Below are 22,336 nucleotides of genomic sequence, written 5' to 3'. Positions count from 1 at the left end.
GGCTTCTCTTTTTTTATTTTGCTTTTTATGTATTTAAGAGACTGTGCTATAATTGAAAGTGAGGTGTTTTATGATAAATTTAGGAGAAGTACAAGAACTTAAAATTACAAAAATAATTAAAGCTGGTGCATTATTAAAAGATGAAGACGCTAATGAAGTTCTACTTCCACATGAAGAGATTGAAAACGAAAAGATTGGGGATATTATAAAGGTATTCCTTTATAATGATAGCAAAGGAGAAATCTTTGCAACTAAGACAATTCCTAAAATAACTTTGGGTAAAATTGCCCACTTAGAGGTTAGAGAAATTACAAGAATAGGAGCATTCTTGGATTGGGGATTGGAAAAAGAATTATTTTTACCTTTTAAAGAGCAAATATGTAAGCTAGACAGGGGACGAAGCTACCTTGTGGCCCTCTATATTGATAAGACGGGAAGACTATGTTCAACTATGAAGATAAGAGACTACTTGAGAACCGACTCTAAATATAAAGAGAATGATAGAGTCTCAGGAGTTGTTTACAATGTAGTTGATGATATAGGTGCTTTTATTGCAATAGATAATATCTATGAAGCCCTATTACCCAATGATCAAAAAAGGGGAGTAGTGGCAGTTGGTGAACCAATTAGCTTAAGAGTTGCATCCGTAAAACCAGATGGCAGACTAAATCTTTCCCAAAGGGAGAGGGGCCATTTGGAACTTGATAAGGATGCTGAACTTATATTTGACTTATTAAATGATTATGACGGATTTTTGCCTTATAATGACAAGTCAGACCCAGACGACATCAAAGATATGTTTTGTATGTCTAAGTCTGCATTTAAAAAAGCTACAGGAAGACTTTTAAAAGGAAATAAAATAGAATTTTATAAAGATGGAATAAGGATTAAGGAGGATAAGAATGGGAGAAAATAAAGTTTTAGCAAATGTAAATGGAAAGGAAATTACAGCAAAGGAAGTTATTAATTTTATCAATGCTATGGGACCACAAGGTGAACAATTTCACTCAGAAGAGGGAATGGCAAGGGTTTGTGACGAGCTTATAAATCAAGAACTCTTCTATCTAGATGCAATTAAAAATAAATTTGAGCAAGATGAAGCTTTCAAAAAAGAATTAGAAGTTATAGTAGAAAATGCTCTTAAGAACTATGCTATAAATAAAATTTTAAGTGAGGCTAAGGTTACAGATGAAGATGTTAAGGAATACTATGACTCACATAAGGATCATTTCAGGACAAACGAAGAAGTTTTAGCATCACATATTTTAGTTGAAGATGAAAACAGAGCAAATGAAATCAGAAAAGAAATTCTTGATGGAAAGGCTTTTGAAGAGTCAGCAATAGAAAACTCAACATGTCCATCAGGAAAAAATGGTGGCTCACTTGGAAGATTTGGAAGGGGACAAATGGTTTCTGAATTTGAAGAAGCGGCTTTTGGTTTAGACGTTGACGAAATATCTGAACCAGTGAAGACACAATTTGGATACCACATAATCAAAGTAAATGAGAAGTATGAACCTTCCCTAAGACCTTTTGAAGAAGTTATCGAAGAAATAAGATCTCAATTATTAGCACTTAAACAACAGGAAATATATATAAACAAAACTGAAGATTTGAAAAAAGAATACAAAGTAGAAAAGTTTTACTAGGAGGTAATATGTCTCAAAATCAAGTTTTTAAATATTTTGAAGAAATTTCAAAGATACCAAGATGTTCATTCCATGAAGAAAAAATTGCTGAATACCTTTTAAACTTTGCAAAGGAAAAAGGATATGAAGCTATAATGGACGATTACAAAAATGTTACCATTATCAAAGAGGCATCAAAGGGATATGAAGACAAGCCTGGAATAATTTTACAAGGCCATATTGACATGGTTTGTGAAAAGACCAAGGACTCTAATCACAATTTTTGTGAAGATCCAATTGAATTAATATATGATGGAAACTTTTTGAGAGCTAACAAGACAACTTTAGGCGCAGACAATGGTATCGCAATAGCAATGGCACTTTCATTACTATCTGATGAAAATTTACAAAGTCCAAGAATTGAATTTGTTGCAACTGCAACTGAAGAGACAGGACTTGTGGGAGCATCTAACTACCAAACTGGAATTTTAAAGGGAAAATACCTTATAAACATCGACTCTGAAGAAGAGGGAGTTCTAATTGCAGGATGTGCCGGTGGAACAGATGTGGATTTAGAATATGACATTGAAAGAGAAAATAAAGATGGCTATGTATATAAACTTTTGGTTCACAACCTAAAGGGTGGTCACTCAGGAATGAGTATTCACAATCCTCTTTTAAATGCAATTAAATGTGGTGGACAGGTTTTAAACACAATCAGTAAAGATAATGATATAAATATTATAGATATTCACGGTGGAACTAAGCATAATGCAATTCCAAGGGAGTTTGAAGTAACTTTCCTATCAAATAATAAAATTGACGAAAAGATTTATGAAACTGACTTAGAAGAGTTTAAAAAGGTAGAAGAAAATATTGAAATTGACTTAGAAGAAGTTTCTAATTCAGAAGAAAAAGTATTTTCTAAGGACTTAACAAAGAGATTAATCAAAGCATTAATAGAGTTACCGCATGGCGTGAGAAGTTTCATGAGTGGAGATTATAGCGATATTGTTGAATCTTCTCTAAACCTTGCAATAATAGAGACAAAAGAAAGTTTTGTTCACTTCAAGATATCTGTTAGAAGTTCAGTGGAATCTAAAAAAGATGTAATAATAGACGAACTGAAAAAGATAGTTTCAGATACAGAAGGAAAACTTGAAAAGTCAAATGGATATAAAGCTTGGGAATTCGAAGAAAATTCAGAGCTTCGAGACATTGCGGTAAGTGCTTATAAAGAACACTGTGGAAAAGAATTAGAGGTTTCAGTTATACATGCTGGTCTTGAATGTGCTATCTTTAAAGATAAATATCCACAAATTGATCCTATTTCAATAGGACCAAACATCTACAAGGTTCATACTCCTGAAGAAAAATTGGATATTGAATCAACAAATAGAACGTATGAATTTTTAGAGCATTTAATAAAAAAATTATCCTAGGAGGAAACATGAGCGAAGATAAAAAATTTGAACATAGCTGTGGATGTAATCATGATCATCATGATGAATGTGGCTGTGGCCATGACCACCACGATCACGATTGTGGATGTGGCTGTGAAGAAGAGGTTACAATTGTTGAACTAAACTTAGAAGATGGAACTGACCTTGAGTGTGAAGTCATAGGAGATTTCTATTTAGAAAGTCAAAAACAACACTACATTGCCCTTGTAACCTGTGAAGACAGGGAAGTGCTTTTGTATAGACTTACACCAGATGCTGTAAGTGGAACTATTGGTGGAGATGCAACTCTAGATAGAATAGAAACAGAAGAAGAATACAATGAAGTTGTTAAAGAATTTTCAAGAATATTCTTTGATGGCGAACTTGAAGACATGGATGAAGAATAGAGTAAAGCCTTGGTTTGCCAGGGCTTTTTTCTTAATAAGGATTTAAGATGTTTATTAAAGATAAAATGGTAAAAAAATTTAATACTATTTGTTTTGATTTAGATGGAACGCTTTTGAATGATGAAAAAAATATTCCATCAAGCACCGTGGAAGTTTTAAGAAGGCTAGTACTTTCCGGTTGTGAAATAATTATTGCCACTGGAAGATCCATAGAAAAGTCGGAAGAATTTTTAAAGGAATTGGACTTTCCATATACAGTCGTTGCGAATAATGGTGCCATAGCAGTGGACAATCTCCATAAAAATATTTTTTTTATTTCGCCCATAGAAAAAAATTTTTTTGAAAAAATTTATGAAGAGAGCAAGATGCTAAATATTTCACCCTACCTTCATGTGTATGACAAAAATAATAAGTATAGCTTAATAATTGACGATGACAAAAATAAAGAGGATTTCTTTGGTTCCGTTCAAACTGTAGATGAAGTGGCGCATATGAGTGAGGCGCCGGAATACTTATTTGACTCCATATTATCCATTGTGTTTTTAGAGTCCGATGAAAACATCAATAAAATATGTTCTACCATCGATACTTTAAATTTAGATATAACTACACATACAATTTATGCCTTTAGAGAGGGCCATATGATGACGGAGTTTTTAAATAAATCCGCTACCAAGGGCCAAGGCATAGAAAAATATCTTAAAACTAAAAGAAAAACATGGGAAAATGTAGTTTCCTTTGGTGATGACAATAACGACTTGTCCATGATAGCATACTCAAAATTGGGTATAAGTATGTTAAACGGTTCTAATGAATTAAAAAAAGTCTCAGACCATGTTACAGAACATGACAACAACTGTAAAGGTGTTGAGTTAGAACTAAAAAAGATATACGGAGGTATGTATGAATAACTTAAAAGATTTAATGGGTGAAGATTTTGCTAAAGAAAATGAAGGCAAAAACCTAGTTATATATTTTTATCCTAAGGACAACACAAAGGGATGCACAACAGAAGCAATAGAATTTTCAGAAAATAAAAAAGAGTTTGAAAAATTAAATACTAAAATATATGGAATTTCAAAGGATTCACAAAAATCCCATGACAAATTTATAAAGGATCATAATCTTGAAATAGATCTTTTAACTGATGAAGAGCTTGAACTTATAAAGGCCTTCGATGTATGGAAGAAAAAGAAGATGTATGGAAAAGAGTACATGGGCGTGGAAAGATCTACTTTTATTTTTAATAAAGAGGGCGTTCTTGTTAAAGAGTATAGAAAAGTAAAGGTTAAAGACCATGTTAAAAATGTTTTGGAGTTTGTGAAGGAAGAGCTAAATGACTAATCTTCCATATAGGGCCTACAGTGATTACTTAAGGGAGAAATTTGGTCAGAAGGTCTATAAGCTTCCGATTAAACTGGATCTGACCTGCCCTAACAGAGATGGCACTGTGGCTCATGGAGGTTGTATATTCTGTGGCGAATCCGGTGGTTCTTTTGAAAACTTGTGTGAAAAGATGTCTGTGGAAAATCAGCTTGAAAAAAATATGGACTATATTGGAAAGAGATATGGTGCAAAATTATTTATAGCTTATTTCCAAAACTTTTCAAATACTTATATGCCAATTGAAGAATTTAAAAATTCTATTAGGAGCTGCCAAATGGATTATATCGTTGGAATTTATATTTCAACAAGACCAGACTGCATATATAGAGAGCATTTAGAATTTCTAAGAGAATTTTCAAAAGAAACTGGACTTGAAATTGTTTTTGAACTTGGATTGCAAACTGCAAACTACCATAGCTTGGAAAAGTTAAATAGGGGTCATTGCGTATCTGAATTTGTAGATGCATGCATAAGAATAAAACAAAGTGGTTTTAAAATATGCACCCATGTTATTTTAGGACTGCCATGTGATGATGATTTAGATGTTATAGAGACGGCAAAGCTAATAAATGTGCTTGCAGTTGACGAAGTGAAAATACACAGTCTATATATTCCAAAAAATACTAAACTTAGTGAAATGTATGAAAGAAATGAATTCGAATTAATCAGCCTTGAAGAGTATAAGAGAAAAGTTATTTTATTTTTAAGGTATTTAAAATCTGATATAGCAATTCAAAGACTTGTGGGAAGAATGCCTAAAGAGGAAACGGTTTTCTGTAATTGGAACACTTCATGGTGGTTAATCAAAGAAGCTATCGAAAAAGAGATGTTGGAAAATGGATATAGTCAAGGAGATTTTTATACTGCACTTGATGAAAATCCATTTAAATAGTACAATAATAACAACAGTAACTTAAAGAAAGGTTGTGGTTAAATGGTTAAATTAGTTATTGGTCCTTCAGGAAGTGGAAAGACTAAATGGTTAATTGACGAAGCAAATAAAGAAAAGGCTTCAGGAAACGGTAACATAGTATTTGTAGACACTGATGATTCACACATCTATTCACTAGATCATCAAGTAAGACTTATTAATGCAAATAAGTATCACATAAACTCTGTAAATGGATTTTACGGATTTTTAGCGGGAATTATTTCAAGAGACTACGATATTAAAAAAATATATGTAGATGGTATTTACGATATTGTTGATATAAGCGTAGAAGAGTTAGGACAACTATCTGAAGAGTTAACAAAGCTTTCAGAAGAGTTCGAAGTTGAGTTCTATATAGGACTTAACAAAGAAAAAAGTGAACTACCAAGTGCAATGTTAGAAAATAGCATTGAACTTTCCTTATAATTTTAAATTAGAAAGATAAAAAGGCATATGAAAATATGCCTTTTTTAAAAGATTAGAAATGGCAACGGAAAAAGAAAATATTGAAAACTTTTTAAAAGAAAGAGACAACTTAATAAAAAAACTTGAAGATGGAAAGCTTGATAAGAGAAGTTTTTTAGATGAGAATGCAAATCTTGTAGAAAAACTTTCCATGAGACCTTTTTGTCCTGTGGATACAATAGAAAAGGGACTTTACAATTATCATTATTACAATGTGTTGGCTAAGTACTATAATGACATGGGAAATTTGTCAAAGGGACGAAAACAAAAATGTAATTTTAATAAGAGGGACAACTATTACTGTGAAAAAGATAAGTCTCTGCAAGCAATGCTCGAAATAAAAAACTACGAAAATGTGGAGGGATATTATATAGAACTTCACTCAGCAAGGTTAAAAAATTCTATTTTTGAAGTGGTGTTTACAGATAAAAAATATGCGATTTTTCATTCTAAAAATTTGGGAATTTTAAAAAATCTCAAAGATAATTCTGTGTTTTCAGAAGTTTCGCAAAAGTCAATTATCGATACATATGTAAACAAACCATAATCTAAATAATTTTTTGGAGTAGATGATTTTGTTTTTAATTTGAAATAAGATTATCTATTTTTTTGTTGTAAATCCAAGATTAAAAAACAAGAGTACAAAGAAAGAAATCTATATAAAATGATAAATATATTCTTGTAAATATGCTAACAAAATTATTTTAATAATTTTTATAACTATGTTTGACAATGAAAAAAAATGATACTATAATACAAAATAATAAATGCGATGACGTGGAAGAGTAATTAGGTTAGTCTTTTTAGAGAGCTAGTGTTTGGTGAAAACTAGCAGGATGAAACTAATGAAAATCACCACTAAGCTATTTTGTCGAAAATGTAGACAAATTCGGGAGCTCCCGTTACAGAGCTATTCATTAAATGAATTTAAGTGCATCATTAGATGAAGAAGAGTGGTACCGCGGAGTGTATAAATTTATCTATATCCTTCGTCTCTTTAACCTATATTGGGTTAAAAAGACGAAGGTTTTTTTATACCCAAAAATTTTTGGAGGTAATTATGAAAGTAAAAAAGAAATTTTTAGTTGGAATGTTAGTGGCAGGATTGTTACTATCAGGTTGCTCAAGTGAGGGAGCAGGAAAAAAAGAAACAGACGGTTCGTCATCTAAACAAGAAGCAGGAGAAACTATTAAACTAGGTAACTCGGCTCCACTTACTGGTGCTCTATCAATATATGGTATAACAACTAATAACGGTATAAAACTTGCCATAGATGAAATAAATGCCGATGGAGGAATCCTTGGAAAAAAACTAGAGTGGCATGAATATGATGATAAAGGCGAGATAACGGATGCTGTAACTAATTACAACAAGCTTATGCAAGATGAAGTAGAAGCAATATTTGGTGGAGTACCTTCTAAGCCATCATTAGCCATAGCAGAATCTTCTGTAAAAGATGGAATAGTATATATAACACCAACAGGAACACAGGCAAATATAACTGAGGGAAAACCAAATGTATTTAGAACATGCTTTACAGATCCATTTCAAGGAGAAGTTTTAGCAAACTTTTCTAAAACAAAACTAGATGCTAAAAAAGTTGCAATATTACGTAATCAATCTTCCGACTTTTCCATGGGAGTAGCAGATGTTTTTAAAGATACAGCTAAAAAAGTAGGAATGGATGTAGTGGCAGATGAGTCCTATGGAGATAATGACAATGACTTTAAAGCGCAATTGACAAATATAAAGGGGAAAAATCCAGACGTATTATTTATACCCGACTATTATGAAAAAGTTGCTCTAATAGTGCCTCAAGTAAGGGACGCAGGTATAGATGCAACATTAGTTGGTGCAGATGGATGGGATACAGTATTATCCGTTCTTGATGAATCTAACTTCAAAGCTATAGAGGGTTCATACTTTGCAAATCAGTTTACACTAGAAGATCCAGATGAGAGGGTACAAAAATTTATAAAAGACTATAAAGAAAAATATGGCGAAAACCCATCAACCTTTGCAGCTGAAGGCTATGACACGGTTTATCTATACAAACAAGCTGTAGAAGATGCTAATACAACTGAATGGAATAAGGTTATTGAATCTTTAAAGAAACTTCCTTTTGATGGAGTAACAGGATCATTCACATATGACGAAAATAACAACCCGGTTAAAACAGCTAAGATGATAAAGATAGTAGATGGCAATTATAAATTTGATAGTGACGCTGGGGTAGAATAAAAATAATATCTAAGCTCTATGAAAATAGGGCTTAGATAAATGATAAGGAGATTTTAATGGATTTTATAACTCAATTATTTAATGGGCTACAGCTAGGTAGTATTTATGCCTTAATAGCCTTAGGATATACCATGGTCTATGGCATTGCAAAATTAATTAACTTTGCCCACGGAGACATAATCATGGTTGGAGGCTATACTGTATTTTTAGCAATACAGATGTCTGTTTTTAAAGCGGGATTACCTCTATGGGCAGCAATTGTACCGGCAATATTGGTTTGCACATTATTAGGAATTATTATAGAGAGAATTGCCTATAGGCCACTTAGAAATTCTTCTAGAATTTCACTTTTAATTACGACAATAGGTGTTTCTCTGTTTCTTCAAAATTTATTTGTAAAAATATTTACATCAAGCGCAAAACCAGTTCCTGCACTTTTTCCACAAAAGTCAATTAACTTTGCAGGAATGCACTTTTCCTTTGCAACAATTATTACAATTGCATCAACACTAATACTTACTTACCTATTAAATCTATTTGTAAATAAGACAAAATATGGTAAGTCCATGCTTGCAGTTAGTGAAGATTATGGAGCAGCAGAACTTGTTGGAATAAATGTAAATGGAGTAATGACAATGACCTTTGCCATTGGATCGGCACTTGCGGGAGTTGCATCGGTTTTATATATTGCATCCTACCCTCAAATACATCCTTTCATGGGCTCAATGCTTGGGATAAAAGCATTTACAGCGGCGGTTCTTGGAGGTATTGGAAGTATTTCAGGAGCTGTAATAGGAGGAATTATTCTAGGCATAGTAGAGGTGTTAACTAGAGCCTATTTATCAAGTGCATATGCAGATGCAATAGTATTTGTTATTTTGATTGTGGTATTACTAGTTCAACCAAATGGTTTATTAGGAAAGTTAGAGAAAGAAAAGGTATAGTATGTCAAAAAATAGAAAGAAAACTTATTTTATAGTCACCGCTACGGTACTTTTATTTTATTTAATAGTTCAAGGGTTAATAAGTGCAGGAGTAGTTAATAGATACTGGCAAAACATTTTAATCCTTATTTGTATAAACATTATAATGACCACTAGCCTTAACCTTACTGTAGGAGTTTTAGGTCAAATCAACTTGGGACATGCAGGTTTTATGGCAGTTGGTGCCTATGCTGCTGGAATATTTTTAAAGTCCGGAGTAGTAGATGGCTTCCCAGGTTTTATACTAAATCTTATAATAGCAGGACTTGTAGCAGCATTGTTTGGAGTGTTAATAGGATTACCGGTTTTAAGACTTACAGGAGATTATCTTGCCATTGTAACTTTGGCCTTTGGAGAAATAATCAGAGTTCTAATTGAAAACTTAGGGTTTACTGGAGGGGCTCAAGGTATGGCGGGAATACCTACCACCGACAGCTTTGGAAAATATTATTTTGTGGCGGCGTTTTTACTTACAATGATTTTTACCTATGCTTCAAGCCGTCAAGGAAGAGCGGTCCTTTCCATTAGAGATAACGAACTTGCCGCTGAAAGCTGTGGTATTAATATAACTAAGCATAAGACTTTAACATTTACACTTTCCGCAATTTTTGCAGGTGTGGCAGGAGCGTTATACGCACAAAGTTTTGGAGTGCTTGCAGCAAATATTTTTAATTACAACAAGTCCTTCGACTACCTTGTTATGGTGGTATTAGGTGGAATGGGTTCCATGACAGGTGCAATTTTTTCATCCATTGGTTTAACAATACTTCCTGAAGTATTAAGGCCACTTGCAGAGTGGAGAATGGTATTTTATGCTCTTACATTAATAGTGGTTATGATCTTTAGGCCTCAAGGACTATTGGGACGAAGAGAATTTTCCTTAAGAGAATTTCTTAAAATAGATAAATATAAGAAAGGAGATGTGGAAGGTGAATAATAAAGAAATATTAGATGAAAATATATTAGAAGTAAATAACCTATCCATCTCCTTTGGTGGACTTAAAGCTGTAGAAAATGTTAGTTTTAAACTAAAAAAGAGAGAACTTTTGGGTTTAATTGGTCCCAATGGCGCTGGAAAAACCACTTTGTTCAATATGCTTTCAGGCGTGTATACGCCAACTGGTGGAGAAATTCTCCTTGAAGGTCAAAAGACGAATGGAATATCTCCAGACAATCTATCTAAGCTTGGAGTAGCAAGAACATTTCAAAATATTAGACTTTTTGATAACTTGACTGTTCTTGATAATGTGAAGCTTGCCATGAACCAATATATGGAGTATGGAGTTTTAACAGGGATGTTGAGACTTCCAAAATTTTGGAAGGAAGAAAACGAAGCAACAGAAAAAGCAAAAGAGATTTTGGAATTATTTAATTTAGAAAAATATTTTAGAGCATTTGCCGGTTCCCTTCCATATGGAGCACAACGAAAGTTAGAAATTGCCAGGGCCATGGCTACAAGGCCAAAACTTCTTTTACTTGACGAGCCAGCGGCGGGAATGAACGAATCAGAAACCAAAGATTTAATGGATTCGATAAAGGTGATTAGAGAAAAGACTGGTGTGTCCATTTTATTAATAGAACATGATATGAACTTGGTGCTTGGAATATCTGAAAGACTGATTGTTTTAAATTATGGAGAAATTTTAGCTGAAGGTAATCCTAAAGAAGTTATTCAAAATGAAGAAGTTGTGAAGGCTTACTTAGGAAGTTAGAGAGGTTTATATGAGTATATTAAAAGTAGAAAATTTAAATGTTTTTTATGGTAATATCCAAGCTCTAAAAGGAATTAATCTTAAGATTGAAAAAGGAGAAGTGGTTTCATTAATTGGTGCAAATGGAGCTGGTAAGACAACCACATTACAAACCATATCGGGACTATTAGATGCGAAAGAGGGAGATATCTTTTTCGATGGAAAATCCATAAAAAAAGAAAAGTCATTTAAGAGAGTTAGAGATGGTCTCGCACAGGTTCCTGAAGGAAGAAGAGTATTTAAGGGTCTATCTGTAGAAGACAATTTAATGTTAGGTTCCATATCGGCGCAGTGGAGTCCTGAAAAGATAAAGGCAGAAATGGATAAGATTTATAAACTATTCCCTGTTTTAGAAGAGAGAAAGAGTCAAAAGGCGGGCACCCTTTCTGGAGGAGAGCAACAGATGCTTGCCATGGGAAGGGCACTTTTAACAAACCCAAAGGTGCTTTTACTAGATGAACCTTCCATGGGACTTTCGCCACTATTTGTAGATAAAATATTCGATACAATTAAGATATTAAAAGAAGAAGGTAGGACAATTTTACTAGTGGAGCAAAACGCAAACCTTGCCCTTGAAATAGCAGACAGAGCCTATGTGTTAGAGACTGGCAAAATTGTTAAAGAGGGAAAAGCCAGTGATCTAAAAAAAGATCCCGATGTGAAAGCGGCTTACCTTGGAATATAAATATTTAAACAAAAAAAGTATCAACCTATTTCAAGAAAGAATAGGCTGATACTTTTAATTTTTCTTAGCTTCGTCAAGGGCGTTATCTGTAATTTGGTTCACAACCTCTTCCATGGTTGAACCTTTTTTTATTTCATAGTCACCATACTTAATTTTTTCTTGTAAGTTATAGGTGTTGATAATATTTAAAAAGCCTTCAATATCTTCAACTACATTTGACTCATTTAAAATCCTTGCCACATCTTCTGGTGAACTGTCTTCAGGAAGTAAAACGGATATATCAATGTCTGGCATATTATCTTCGTTGTAAAGAGCTTCCCTTTCTACATTTTCTGCAGCCTTCACTTCATTTCCGCCGATTTTGCTATAATCCCTCGAAAACATAAATCTAATTCTATTTTGCAGTATAAATGCAACTGCAACAATAATCAAAAGTGTAAAAACAAAGTGATTTAAATCGTAAATTGTATCTTTAATAAAATTAATAAATCTTCTCATGGCTCTCCTTTAATTAACTCTTAGTTCAATGTATAATTTAGATAGTAATATTATAACACAAAGGACTAGATATGAGAGAAATTACAGTGGGTAAAAACGACTCTAATCAAAGAATGGATCGTTTTTTAAATAAATATTTACCAAAGGCGCCTAAGTCACTTATACAAAAGTACATTAGGCAAAAGAAAATAAAATTAAATAAAAAGAGGACCAAGCCTGACGATATTATTTTTGAAGGGGATAAGATTCAATTTTATATTTACGAAGAAGTACTGTCGGAGTATGAAGAAGATAAAAAGAATTTAATTTTAGAAAATAACTTGGATATCATATACGAAGATAAAAATATAATTTTGATGAACAAGCCTGCAGGAAAACTTAGTCATGCGGCGTCTAGGTCTGATTATGGAAATAACTTAGTTGACGAGATGATAAGTTATCTTATTTCGAAGGAAGAATATGTTCCAAGGATTGAAAAATCTTTTATACCTGCAATTTCAAATAGATTGGACAGAAATACTTCTGGAATTATAATCGGATGTAAAAATAAAAATTCTTTAAATAGTATGAACAAGGCAGTGGCAAATGGAAATGTGGAAAAATATTATTTAACCATTGCTAAGGGGTATTTAAAGGATAAAAAAGTTGTTGCTAATCTTGATAGGGCAAATAATCGTACGGTTGTATCAAAGAAGGGGAAGGAATCTATTTCTGAATTTAAAAATTTGAAGTATGAAAAAGGTTTTTCTCTTGTGGAAGTAAATCTTATAACTGGACGAACTCATCAAATTAGAAGTCATTTAAACTCCATAAAACATCCAATTATAGGTGATGGAAAGTATGGCGAAGGTGGAGTAAATAGAGAGTTTAGAGAAAAGTATGGCGTGAATAGACAGCTACTTCATGCATATAAAATTATTTTGAATGGCTTTGATGGAGAATTAAGTTATTTAAATGGAAAAACATTTATATCTAAACTACCAAAGGATTTTTCAAAGGTTGTCGTTGATTTATTTGGGGAGGACTATGAAAGTTTATATAGATAAAAAAGAGTTTGATGTTGAAAACAACATTACAGGGCTGGAGCTTGCAGAAAAAATTTGTCCAGAGAAAAAGATTGTAAGTGCAATTGTAAATGACATGTATTTTAATCTATTTGAAAAAATTAGTGAAGGTGACAAAATTCAGTTCTTTGATGGATATGCTGATGAAAGTGAAGATATTCTTGAAAGAACTTTAACATTGGTATTTATATTAGCTTGTAAGAAGATATATGCAGATAAAAAAATAAGGGTGGAACATACAATAGGAGATCACCTTTACTGTGAATGGGACGACAGGGAGCCTTTCTTTCACTCTGAAATAGAAACTATTTCTAAAAAAATGGAAGAGATTATAAGGGAAGACTATCCGATTCTTAGAAAGTCGGGAAGCAAGAACGAGGTTATGAAAATTTTTGAAGAGGTGGGGTATGATAAAAAGGCCAATCTCTTTAAAAATTTAGATTTTGAGACCATTGACTACAATGTTGTTGATGGAAATGTATTTAAGTTCTTCGGTTACCTTGCACCTTCAACAGGATGCCTTCAAGACTTTGACATTAAAGCCTACTATCCAGGAATCGTCTTAACCACATCAACAGCTTCCACAAATGGCCAGTTACAAGATTTTAAAGAGCAAAAGTTGCTATCAAAAGTTTTTTTAGCTTCTAATAGATGGACAAAGCTTTTAGATATTAGAGACGTTGGACAACTAAATGATTATATACTATCGGGACAGAGTAAATACATTATCGATATGGCTGAAGCCTATTTTGAAAATCAAATATCAAATGTGGCGGACAATATAGTTAGTGACCAAGATGTAAATCTTGTTCAAATTGCAGGTCCGTCATCTTCAGGCAAAACAACTTTAGCATATAGATTGAAAGTTCAACTTGGAATAAGGGGAAAGAAGACAATTTTAATTTCAACAGACGATTACTTTGTTGAAAGAGAGAATACTCCCCTTGATGAGAATGGCGAGCCAGACTATGAATCTATAAGGGCAATTGACTTAGATCTCTTCAACAAAGACTTAATGTCTCTAATTGAAGGTAAGTCAGTAAGGCTTCCACATTTTGACTTTGTAACGGGAAAGAGACAATTTGAAGAGGCTGAAACAAGACTTGATTCAAATAGCATAATTATTATTGAAGGACTTCATGGTTTAAATCCAGAACTCACAGAGATGGTCCCAGAAAAAAATAAGTATAAAATCTATATCTCAGCTCTAACACCTTTAAACTTGGACAATCACAATAGAATTTCTTCATCAATGGTGAGGTTGATTAGAAGAATGGTAAGGGACTATAATTTCAGAGGAAATTCCGCTGATAAAACTCTTTCTACATGGCATAAAGTTAGAGCAGGGGAAGAAGTTTATGTATTTCCATACCAAGATTTGGCAGATATAGCGCTGGACTCTTCGCTTATATATGAATTGGCAGTTTTGAAAAAATATGCCTTTGAATTGTTTGAAAAGTATGAATATAGCAAAGAGAACCTTAAGATGATTAAGGAGTTGAAAGCGTTTTTGAAATACTTTGTGGATATAGAAGATGAAGAATATATTCCAGTAAATTCAATTTTAAGAGAAATGATAGGTAGGGATTAATATGAAAAAAGTTTTAGGCATTGACATTGGCGGTACAAAAATAAGTTTTGGATTGATGAATGATGAGGGAGAACTTTTAAAGACAACAAAAAAATCTACTGAATTAAATAGAGAAGATATTTTAGACACTATAATCGAAGGGATAAAAGAGTTTAAAAACGAAAATCCTATTGCCATTAGTATTTCTGTGGCAGGCTTTGTGGACACAAATCAAGGAAAGATTTTAGTTTCACCAAATATAAAGGGATTTTGGGGATTTCATTTAAAAGAGAGTTTGGAAAGAGTAATAGATATTCCAGTTTTTGTAGCAAACGATGCAAACATGGCGGCTCTAGCTGAAAAGTGGATAGGAAGTGCTAAAGAATTTGATAACTTTGTTATGCTAACCATGGGAACTGGACTTGGTGGAGCTGTTTATGATAGTAGAACGGGATTTTTAGAAGGTTCAACATTCCAAGGATCAGAGCTTGGCCATATAATAATGTATCCAGATGGAAGGGATTGTGGATGTGGACAAAAGGGCTGTGCTGAAAAATATATTGCAGGTTCGTCCCTTAGCGCAAACTACAAGGAATTAACAGGAAAAGAACTTCAAGGTCCAGAGATAATTTCAATTCTTGAAAAAGATGAAAATGCAAAAGAGGCATTAAAAAAAGTATCTAGGGACTTGGCCATATACCTGTCAACAATAAAAAATATTTTTGATCCACAGGCTGTTATAATCGGTGGAGGATTTAGTGAAACATCTGAATACTGGCTTGAAAACACAATCGAAGAGTATATCAAAATATGCAATAGACCAGGGGACATGAAGATAATGACAGGGAAGTTTTTAAATGATGCTGGAATTATTGGAGCATGTAGAAATGCTTTTATAAACATGGATAAAAAAGATGCATAATATTTTAAACTATAGAAACAAAACTAGAGTATATGAAGACTTAAAAAATCAAGTTGTGGAGCTTTTAAAAGAAAAAAGACAGGACTTCATTGTGCTACTTCCCAGCCAAAGTCTAATAAATAAACTTATGGAGGACTTGGCAAAGGAGTTTGAGGTTATTTTAGGCTTAAAAATATTTACCTTTGATGACTTGGTCAACATGAATTATATCGATAAAGAAGATGAATACAAAGAATATTATTCCAGTATTTTACTAGAAAAGGCATTGGAAGACTCTATAGCTGAAGGGGTTATTGAAGACAATATATTTTTCAACTCCGAAAGTTTTGTTTCAATTGCAAATAGGTTTAACAATATAATATATGAATCAAATCTAGATAGAGATGTATTTTTTGAAAATCTTTCAGATAGAAAACCCTATTTAGCCATTTATAAACTGTTGGAAAAATATAATCACTACATTGATGAAGAAGAATTTGTAGATAAATTTAAAAAGACTGACAGATTTTTAAAAAACTTTAATAACAAAGAAGGTTTAACCAAGGTTATAATAGGTGGATTTAGTAAGTTTACTCCACTGGAGTTAGAGATTTTAAAAAAACTTCAAAGTAATGATATAGACATTGATATCTACTATCTAAATTCTTTGAATAGCTCCAATTGTTTCACAAATAGGTTTTATGAAAAGCTAAAGGATTTAAATTTTAATGTAGTCAATTCGGATTTAAATTTAAATAAATGGGATTACGAAACAAAACTAATAAGGGCAGAGGATGACATTTTAGAAATAGAAAGGCTTGCCATAGAAGTAAAAAGGGATTTAATCCATAATCCAAAACTTAGTAGCTGTATAATTTTAAGAAATCCTAAAATAATAGAACAGATTTGTGAAGTCTTTAGTAAAAGTGGGTTAGAGCTTGGAGTTAATGAAGATATTAAATTAATTGACAGCCAAGTTGGAAAATGGATATGGAATTTAGCGAGCCTTGATTTAGATTTGTCAGAGTATCTTCTTAAAAATTACAACAATCCACTTGTTTTTAAAGAAAACATAGAGTGTCTAGAGTTTGAAAAGATAATCACAGAAAATAGTTTTATTGATGTGGATGAAATTTTTATGTTTGAGGAGTTTATGTCCCTGGAAGAGTTTCCCATTATAAAGGAAAAAAATTTAACTCTGAGGAACATTTTGAATATAGATAACAATATTGATTTTATTAATTTCACATTACAGTTACTAAAATCATATTTAAGTCTTAATAGCATCTTGGAAGATGAAATAGAATATGAATTTTATGAGTTTTTAAATATTTTAAATGCAAAGTTTGGAAAGACAATTGAAACATTGCAGTTTAACAAATTTATAAACATATTCAAGTCACTACTTAAGAAGTTTAAAACAAGGGATAAGTCAAAGGTTAATTATAATATTGAACTAACATCTTTTAATATGTTCAATCTATTGAGTTATGACAATCTATATTTTATTGGGTTTGACGACAATAATTATCCACTAAAAAAAGCTACCAACTATTACTTTAATGAAACTTCCACTGCGGAATATAAAGACATAGGACTGGATATTTTAAATAATAGAGAAAATTATTTCTTTGAGTTAATTAATTTTATGAATATCTTTGATGAAAGTACAAAAAAGATTTATTTTAGCTATTCGGGAACTGAAGAAAGTTTAGTATCTCCATTTATAAAATTCATTGGTGAAGACATACCTGAAGAAAATTATGGAATAAAAGATTTTATTAGGCCAAACCCTACACAGGTAATATCTAAAGAAGATAAGTTAAAGTACTTAAGTAGTTTTGAGAAAAATAATGACTTAGAAAGTTTAACAGATGGAATTTCATTTGAAATCTTTAATAAAAAAGAGAGAGATATTTTTTCTGTATCAAGACTGGAGACCTATATATCCTGTCCAATTAAATATTTTTATAAGTACATTTTAAAGATAGAGGACTATTTTGAGCCAAAGACGGAAAGTTTGAAAATAGGTTCTGCAATACATGAGACCTTAAGAATACTCTACGAAGAATATAAGATTAATTTAAATGAGTCCTTAAAAAACAAGAAGTTAATAGAAGAAATTCTAAAAAAAGAACTTATGCTTCAGGATTACACAATTAATTCAAACAATATGGATACTGTAAAGAGATATGTGGATTTAGTGGACAAGACAATTGAAATGGACTTGGAATATTTGAAAAATAATAATCTAAAACCAATTTCATTTGAAGAGAAGTTTATAAAGAGTTTAGAGATTGAAGGTGAAGAAATTAAGTTCACTGGAAGCATAGACAGAGTTGATGTGGATGAATATGGAAATATTTATCTTGTGGACTATAAGCTAGGTGCTTCAGGGGTTAAAAGTTTTGATGATTTTGACAAAAAGGCAGTGAGTTTACAATTTCCTATTTATGGACTTGTTAAAGGGGCAAGAGGTTGTAGATATATTACTATTTCAAGCCCTGGTGTTCATGACTTTTATAATTATTTGGTAGAGGGAGCCTTTGACACTTCTTACTTAGAGCCCATGGAGGAAAGGTTAAAGGAAATAGTTTCTGAAAACTTAAATAATATTCGAGAAGAGAATTTTTTTGAAGGAGCAAAGAATAAAAATAATTGTTATTTTTGCGAATTTAAAAATTTTTGTAAATACAGGTGATTTAAATGAAGCTTAGAGATGAACAATTAAAGGCAATAGAGACTATTGATAAAAACCTTGCCATAAACGCTGGAGCAGGTACTGGTAAGACAGAAGTCTTAACAAGGCGATATGTGAATCTTTTAAAAAATGGAGACTTTGGTGACAGGGGCGAAGTAAGTTCTGTCGTTGCCATAACCTTTACAAAAAAGGCCGCAAGTGAAATGAAACAGCGTGTTAGAGAGCTTGTTGAAAACTCAAAGGATGAAAAACTTCAAGAACTTGCAGGTGATTTAAATGATCCAAATATTTCCACAATAGATAGTTTCTGTGGGAAAATTGTAAAGGAAAACTCCTATTTTTTAGATATTGATCCAAACTTTAAAGTTATGGAAGACAGAGAAAGTTATAGTCTCTTTAATAACACATTAAATGAATTGTTAAAGTCCGATGAATATAAGGGAATAATTCATGAAATATTAAATAAGACTGGAAAGAGGGACTCGGAACAAGTAAGGGAAGATATTAAAAATATTTATAATGCAATTGACCAGACTACTGAAAGGGCTTCTTATTATATAAAGGAAACTTTAAAAGCGTCAGAAAAATTAAATAAGAAATCAGTTAGAGAAGAGATTTGTAAAGAAGTACTTACCTTTGACGAAAGCTCGAAGTTTGCTGATAAATTTAGAAAATTTTTATTTGAAGAAGGTACTTTAGAAAAGCTTTTAAATGAAGATGACGATTATACATTATCAAAATATTTTTCTCATCTATACGGATATACGGCAAAGAAGTACGATGATTTAAAGGCCATAAGTGATTTAGAGCGTCAGTATATCGAGTATAAAAATATGGACTTGAATATAAAAATCTTAAAACTTTGTGACGACTTAAAGACGAATATGATGAAGGAAAAGAAAGAACTTGGCAGGTTTGATTTTAACGACATCTTGCGAATGAGCATTGAGCTTATGAAAATCCCTTCAGTTAAAGAGAAAATTCAAAGTGATATAAGATATCTTATGGTGGATGAGTACCAGGACTCAAACGACCTACAGAGAAAACTCTTCTATGAAATATGTTCCATTAAAAATGTTTTAGATAGAGAAAATCTATTTATTGTAGGGGACCCAAAGCAGTCCATCTATGGATTTAGGGGAGCGAATATCAATGTGTTTAGCGAAACCTTGGAAGACATTGTAAATTCCGGTGGAGAATTGATTAATTTTGACATGAACTTTAGATCCGACAGGGGAATACTTGAGCCTGTAAATCTAATATACTCAAATTTAATGGAGGACAGATATAATCCACTAAACTTTAGCAAAGACAATGGGGGACAAAGATTTAATATAATATTTGGAGATAGCAAATCTCCTAAGGACTTGGAGACAAATCTAATTTCTAAGTTCATAATTAAAAGTTTGAAGGAAGAAAAAGATAGTCTAGGAGACTTTACACTTTTATTTAGATCAAGGAGTAAGGTTTCGGATTTTGAAAACAAATTTAAGGAGCAGGGATTAGATTATTATACATTTGACTCTCCAGGATTTTTCACCACTGAAGAAATAAATCTTTTAATTTCCATTTTAAAACTCATAAAGAAAGAAGACAATAATATTTCCTACTATTATATTTTAAATTCAAAGCTGTATTCATATAGTGATGAAGAAATTTTGGAGTTTTATAAAAATGGAAATGAGGAAATTCAAAATGCGGTGGATGAAATACATGAAAAGATTATTTCCATAAAGAATTTAAATCTTTCATCAAATAGAAGAATTGTGGAAGAGATATATAGAAGCTTTAAGATTTTTGAAATCTATAACTTTGAAAACAGTGACTTCCAAGCCCAGGGAAATTTATACAAGATGATTTTACTTTCAAGGCTTTCCGATGAAAACCTTGAAACCTTTGACGAGTTCTTCTACACCCTGGAAGAAAAATATTCTACTCTAAGTCAGCAGCAGGTGGAAGATGAGAAGTCCGATGTAATTAAACTAATGACTATACATGGATCTAAGGGTTTAGGATTTAATCAAGTAATTGTACCAAATCTTGGTAATAGAACTGCCAGTGACAAAAATATTATTAATTTCTCAAAGGAAAATGGAATTGGTGTAAATTATTTGGGAGTTGGCTACAACTTTAATTTAAATAAGGCCTTGAAAAAAACAACTGAAGAAAAGGAAAACGACAATATTTATTATGTTGCAATGACTAGGGCAAAGGAAGGGCTACTTCTTGGAATGTCGGGAATGAGTTCTGGATACAAAGCCGTTTTGGATAAGATAGTTGTTGAAAACTTTGAAGAAAACTTTTTAGATGTAGAAAACTATATAGATGTTTTGCCAATTGAAAGGGAAAATAAATACAAAAATCCTGAGAAAGATTTTCCATATTTAGAAAATTTAGAAATTGAAGATAAAAAAACTGTCAAACTAAATATCTCACAGATAATGCAAGACTATAATATTAAGAATGAAGTTGAAAAAGTTTATGATCATTCAGTAAATATGGACTTTAATATTTCAAGTAATATATTGGGGAAATTGGTACATAGATTTGTACAGATTTATGATGGAAACTTTGAAGATGCTTTTCAAAGGGTCAAAGAAGAATTTTTATTTGATTCAAATGTAGAAGAGTTAAGGGTACTTCTATTAAATATATTAAATGACTTGGATTATGAATATTTTGAAGGTCTAAGGGAAACAAATTTTGTCTACAGACATAAAAACTTTATTTTTAGAGGTATTATAGATAATATTGTGGAAAAAGATGATACAATTATAGTAACTGACTACAAATTTTCAAGTCTAGACAACGAAAGTTTGATAGCAAATTACTTTATACAAATTGTCTTTTACGGAATTGTTTTGGAAAAACTTTATCCAGAGAAGGAAATTAAACTTCAATTGATTAATTTGAGAAACAAGTATAAGACCTATGTTGATTTCAATGATGATATTAAAGAAAAAGTTATAGATATCATTGAAAAATATGATGGGAGGAAAAATTGAACGAGAAAATTTTACTGGTTGAAGATGAAGAAAATATTAGAAAATTTACAAGGATCAACCTAGAAAGAGAAGGCTTTGAAGTATTAGAGGCGGAAACTGGAGAAAAGGGAGTAGAAATAGCTGAAAGGGAAAACCCAACGGTGGTTATTCTAGACATTATGCTTCCAGGCATTGACGGTTATGAAGTGTGTAGCATTTTAAGAAAGAGTATTCCAAACACAGGAATCATAATGCTCACTGCAAAGACTCAAGAGGATGATAAAATATTTGGCCTTGAAAAGGGAGCTGACGACTACTTGGCAAAGCCATTTAACCCGAAGGAATTGATTTTAAGAATAAAGTCACTAATTAGAAGATTAAAAGACTCCGACACTTCAATTATAACAAGAGGACCTTTTGAATTAGATTTAAATGCAAAGACACTGAAGAAAAATGGAGAATTTATAGACTTAACACCTACAGAGCTGTCCATAATTACACTATTTATAGAAAATCCTGGACGTGCTTTTTCTAGGTCGGAACTTCTGGATAAGAACTGGGGTTCAGACTATATTGGAGAAACAAAAATAGTAGATGTAAATATTAGAAGGCTTAGATCAAAAATAGAAGATAATCCTGGAAAGCCCGAATACCTTGAAACTGTTTGGGGCACAGGATATCGTTGGAAGAAGGATTAG

At 32.1% G+C, this 22,336-nt stretch carries 21 protein-coding genes and 1 other annotated feature; of the genes, 20 read left to right on the top strand and 1 reads right to left on the bottom strand.

All coding sequences use genetic code 11. The features are described from left to right. Positions 1-70 precede the first annotated feature (70 nt). The 14 genes from L6651_RS02510 to L6651_RS02445 all read left to right on the top strand — a co-directional run bounded on the left by L6651_RS02510 (position 71) and on the right by L6651_RS02445 (position 11,920). Positions 71-916: a CvfB family protein gene (locus tag L6651_RS02510; protein ID WP_237036482.1), complete on the top strand. Its 846-nt coding sequence runs from the start codon at positions 71-73 to the stop codon at positions 914-916. Next, on the top strand, positions 903-1,649 hold the full coding sequence (locus L6651_RS02505; RefSeq protein ID WP_237036481.1) for a peptidylprolyl isomerase: 747 nt from the start codon (positions 903-905) through the stop codon (positions 1,647-1,649). The genes L6651_RS02510 and L6651_RS02505 overlap by 14 nt, the downstream gene beginning before the upstream one ends. Before the next feature lie 8 nt (positions 1,650-1,657). After that, positions 1,658-3,070, top strand: coding sequence for a beta-Ala-His dipeptidase (gene pepD / locus L6651_RS02500; protein ID WP_237036480.1), 1,413 nt, complete (start codon positions 1,658-1,660; stop codon positions 3,068-3,070). Between the two features lie 8 nt (positions 3,071-3,078). Next, positions 3,079-3,477 carry a DUF1292 domain-containing protein gene (locus tag L6651_RS02495; RefSeq protein WP_237036479.1) on the top strand — a complete coding sequence of 133 codons (399 nt, stop codon included), beginning with the start codon at positions 3,079-3,081 and terminating at the stop codon, positions 3,475-3,477. 47 nt (positions 3,478-3,524) lie between these two features. After that, positions 3,525-4,388, top strand: a complete 864-nt coding sequence (locus L6651_RS02490; RefSeq protein WP_237036478.1) for a Cof-type HAD-IIB family hydrolase — start codon at positions 3,525-3,527, stop codon at positions 4,386-4,388. Next, a complete protein-coding gene (locus L6651_RS02485; RefSeq protein ID WP_237036477.1) occupies positions 4,381-4,821 on the top strand; it encodes a peroxiredoxin in 441 nt (146 codons plus the stop codon). The genes L6651_RS02490 and L6651_RS02485 overlap by 8 nt, the downstream gene beginning before the upstream one ends. Next, the gene (gene mnmL, locus L6651_RS02480) at positions 4,814-5,755 is read left to right on the top strand and encodes a tRNA modification radical SAM protein MnmL/YtqA (protein WP_237036476.1); all 942 of its coding nucleotides are present in this window, start codon (positions 4,814-4,816) and stop codon (positions 5,753-5,755) included. Before L6651_RS02485 ends, mnmL begins: the two co-directional genes overlap by 8 nt. A gap of 42 nt (positions 5,756-5,797) precedes the next feature. Next, positions 5,798-6,220 carry an ATP-binding protein gene (locus tag L6651_RS02475; RefSeq protein WP_237036475.1) on the top strand — a complete coding sequence of 141 codons (423 nt, stop codon included), beginning with the start codon at positions 5,798-5,800 and terminating at the stop codon, positions 6,218-6,220. A 58-nt stretch (positions 6,221-6,278) separates the two neighbouring features. Further along, positions 6,279-6,806, top strand: a complete 528-nt coding sequence (locus L6651_RS02470) for a DUF6648 family protein (RefSeq protein ID WP_237036474.1) — start codon at positions 6,279-6,281, stop codon at positions 6,804-6,806. A 216-nt stretch (positions 6,807-7,022) separates the two neighbouring features. Beyond that, positions 7,023-7,259, top strand: a binding site (T-box leader). A gap of 60 nt (positions 7,260-7,319) precedes the next feature. After that, on the top strand, positions 7,320-8,501 hold the full coding sequence (locus L6651_RS02465; protein ID WP_237036473.1) for an ABC transporter substrate-binding protein: 1,182 nt from the start codon (positions 7,320-7,322) through the stop codon (positions 8,499-8,501). A gap of 56 nt (positions 8,502-8,557) precedes the next feature. Further along, complete coding sequence (locus L6651_RS02460; protein ID WP_237036472.1) at positions 8,558-9,445, top strand: branched-chain amino acid ABC transporter permease; 888 nt, start codon at positions 8,558-8,560, stop codon at positions 9,443-9,445. A gap of 1 nt (position 9,446) precedes the next feature. Beyond that, a complete protein-coding gene (locus L6651_RS02455; protein WP_237036471.1) occupies positions 9,447-10,421 on the top strand; it encodes a branched-chain amino acid ABC transporter permease in 975 nt (324 codons plus the stop codon). Then, positions 10,414-11,196, top strand: a complete 783-nt coding sequence (locus L6651_RS02450; RefSeq protein ID WP_255784609.1) for an ABC transporter ATP-binding protein — start codon at positions 10,414-10,416, stop codon at positions 11,194-11,196. Before L6651_RS02455 ends, L6651_RS02450 begins: the two co-directional genes overlap by 8 nt. Positions 11,197-11,206: 10 nt before the next feature. Next, on the top strand, positions 11,207-11,920 hold the full coding sequence (locus tag L6651_RS02445; protein WP_255784608.1) for an ABC transporter ATP-binding protein: 714 nt from the start codon (positions 11,207-11,209) through the stop codon (positions 11,918-11,920). A 54-nt stretch (positions 11,921-11,974) separates the two neighbouring features. Here L6651_RS02445 and L6651_RS02440 read toward each other — a convergent pair whose 3' ends face one another. Continuing rightward, on the bottom strand, positions 11,975-12,418 hold the full coding sequence (locus L6651_RS02440; protein WP_237036469.1) for a hypothetical protein: 444 nt from the start codon (positions 12,416-12,418) through the stop codon (positions 11,975-11,977). Positions 12,419-12,489: 71 nt separating this feature from the next. On the opposite strand from L6651_RS02440, the gene L6651_RS02435 reads away from it, so the two are divergent. The 6 genes from L6651_RS02435 to L6651_RS02410 are packed head-to-tail and all read left to right on the top strand — an operon-like array spanning position 12,490 to position 22,336. Next, positions 12,490-13,464, top strand: a complete 975-nt coding sequence (locus tag L6651_RS02435; protein WP_237036468.1) for an RluA family pseudouridine synthase — start codon at positions 12,490-12,492, stop codon at positions 13,462-13,464. Then, positions 13,445-15,073 (top strand): nucleoside kinase, encoded by a 1,629-nt coding sequence (locus L6651_RS02430; protein ID WP_237036467.1) that lies wholly within the window; start codon positions 13,445-13,447, stop codon positions 15,071-15,073. Before L6651_RS02435 ends, L6651_RS02430 begins: the two co-directional genes overlap by 20 nt. A gap of 1 nt (position 15,074) precedes the next feature. Beyond that, entirely contained in the window at positions 15,075-15,974 is a 900-nt protein-coding gene (locus tag L6651_RS02425) for an ROK family protein (RefSeq protein WP_237036466.1), read from the top strand. Continuing rightward, entirely contained in the window at positions 15,967-18,654 is a 2,688-nt protein-coding gene (locus tag L6651_RS02420) for a PD-(D/E)XK nuclease family protein (protein ID WP_237036465.1), read from the top strand. Before L6651_RS02425 ends, L6651_RS02420 begins: the two co-directional genes overlap by 8 nt. A gap of 5 nt (positions 18,655-18,659) precedes the next feature. Next, positions 18,660-21,659 carry a UvrD-helicase domain-containing protein gene (locus L6651_RS02415; protein ID WP_237036464.1) on the top strand — a complete coding sequence of 1,000 codons (3,000 nt, stop codon included), beginning with the start codon at positions 18,660-18,662 and terminating at the stop codon, positions 21,657-21,659. Next, a complete protein-coding gene (locus L6651_RS02410; RefSeq protein ID WP_237036463.1) occupies positions 21,656-22,336 on the top strand; it encodes a response regulator transcription factor in 681 nt (226 codons plus the stop codon). Before L6651_RS02415 ends, L6651_RS02410 begins: the two co-directional genes overlap by 4 nt.

This window comes from Mediannikoviicoccus vaginalis (assembly GCF_928097925.1).
GTDB lineage: Bacteria > Bacillota > Clostridia > Tissierellales > Peptoniphilaceae > Mediannikoviicoccus > Mediannikoviicoccus vaginalis.
Note: the sequence above shows the minus strand (reverse complement) of the source record. Positions and strands in the feature narration are given on the sequence as shown.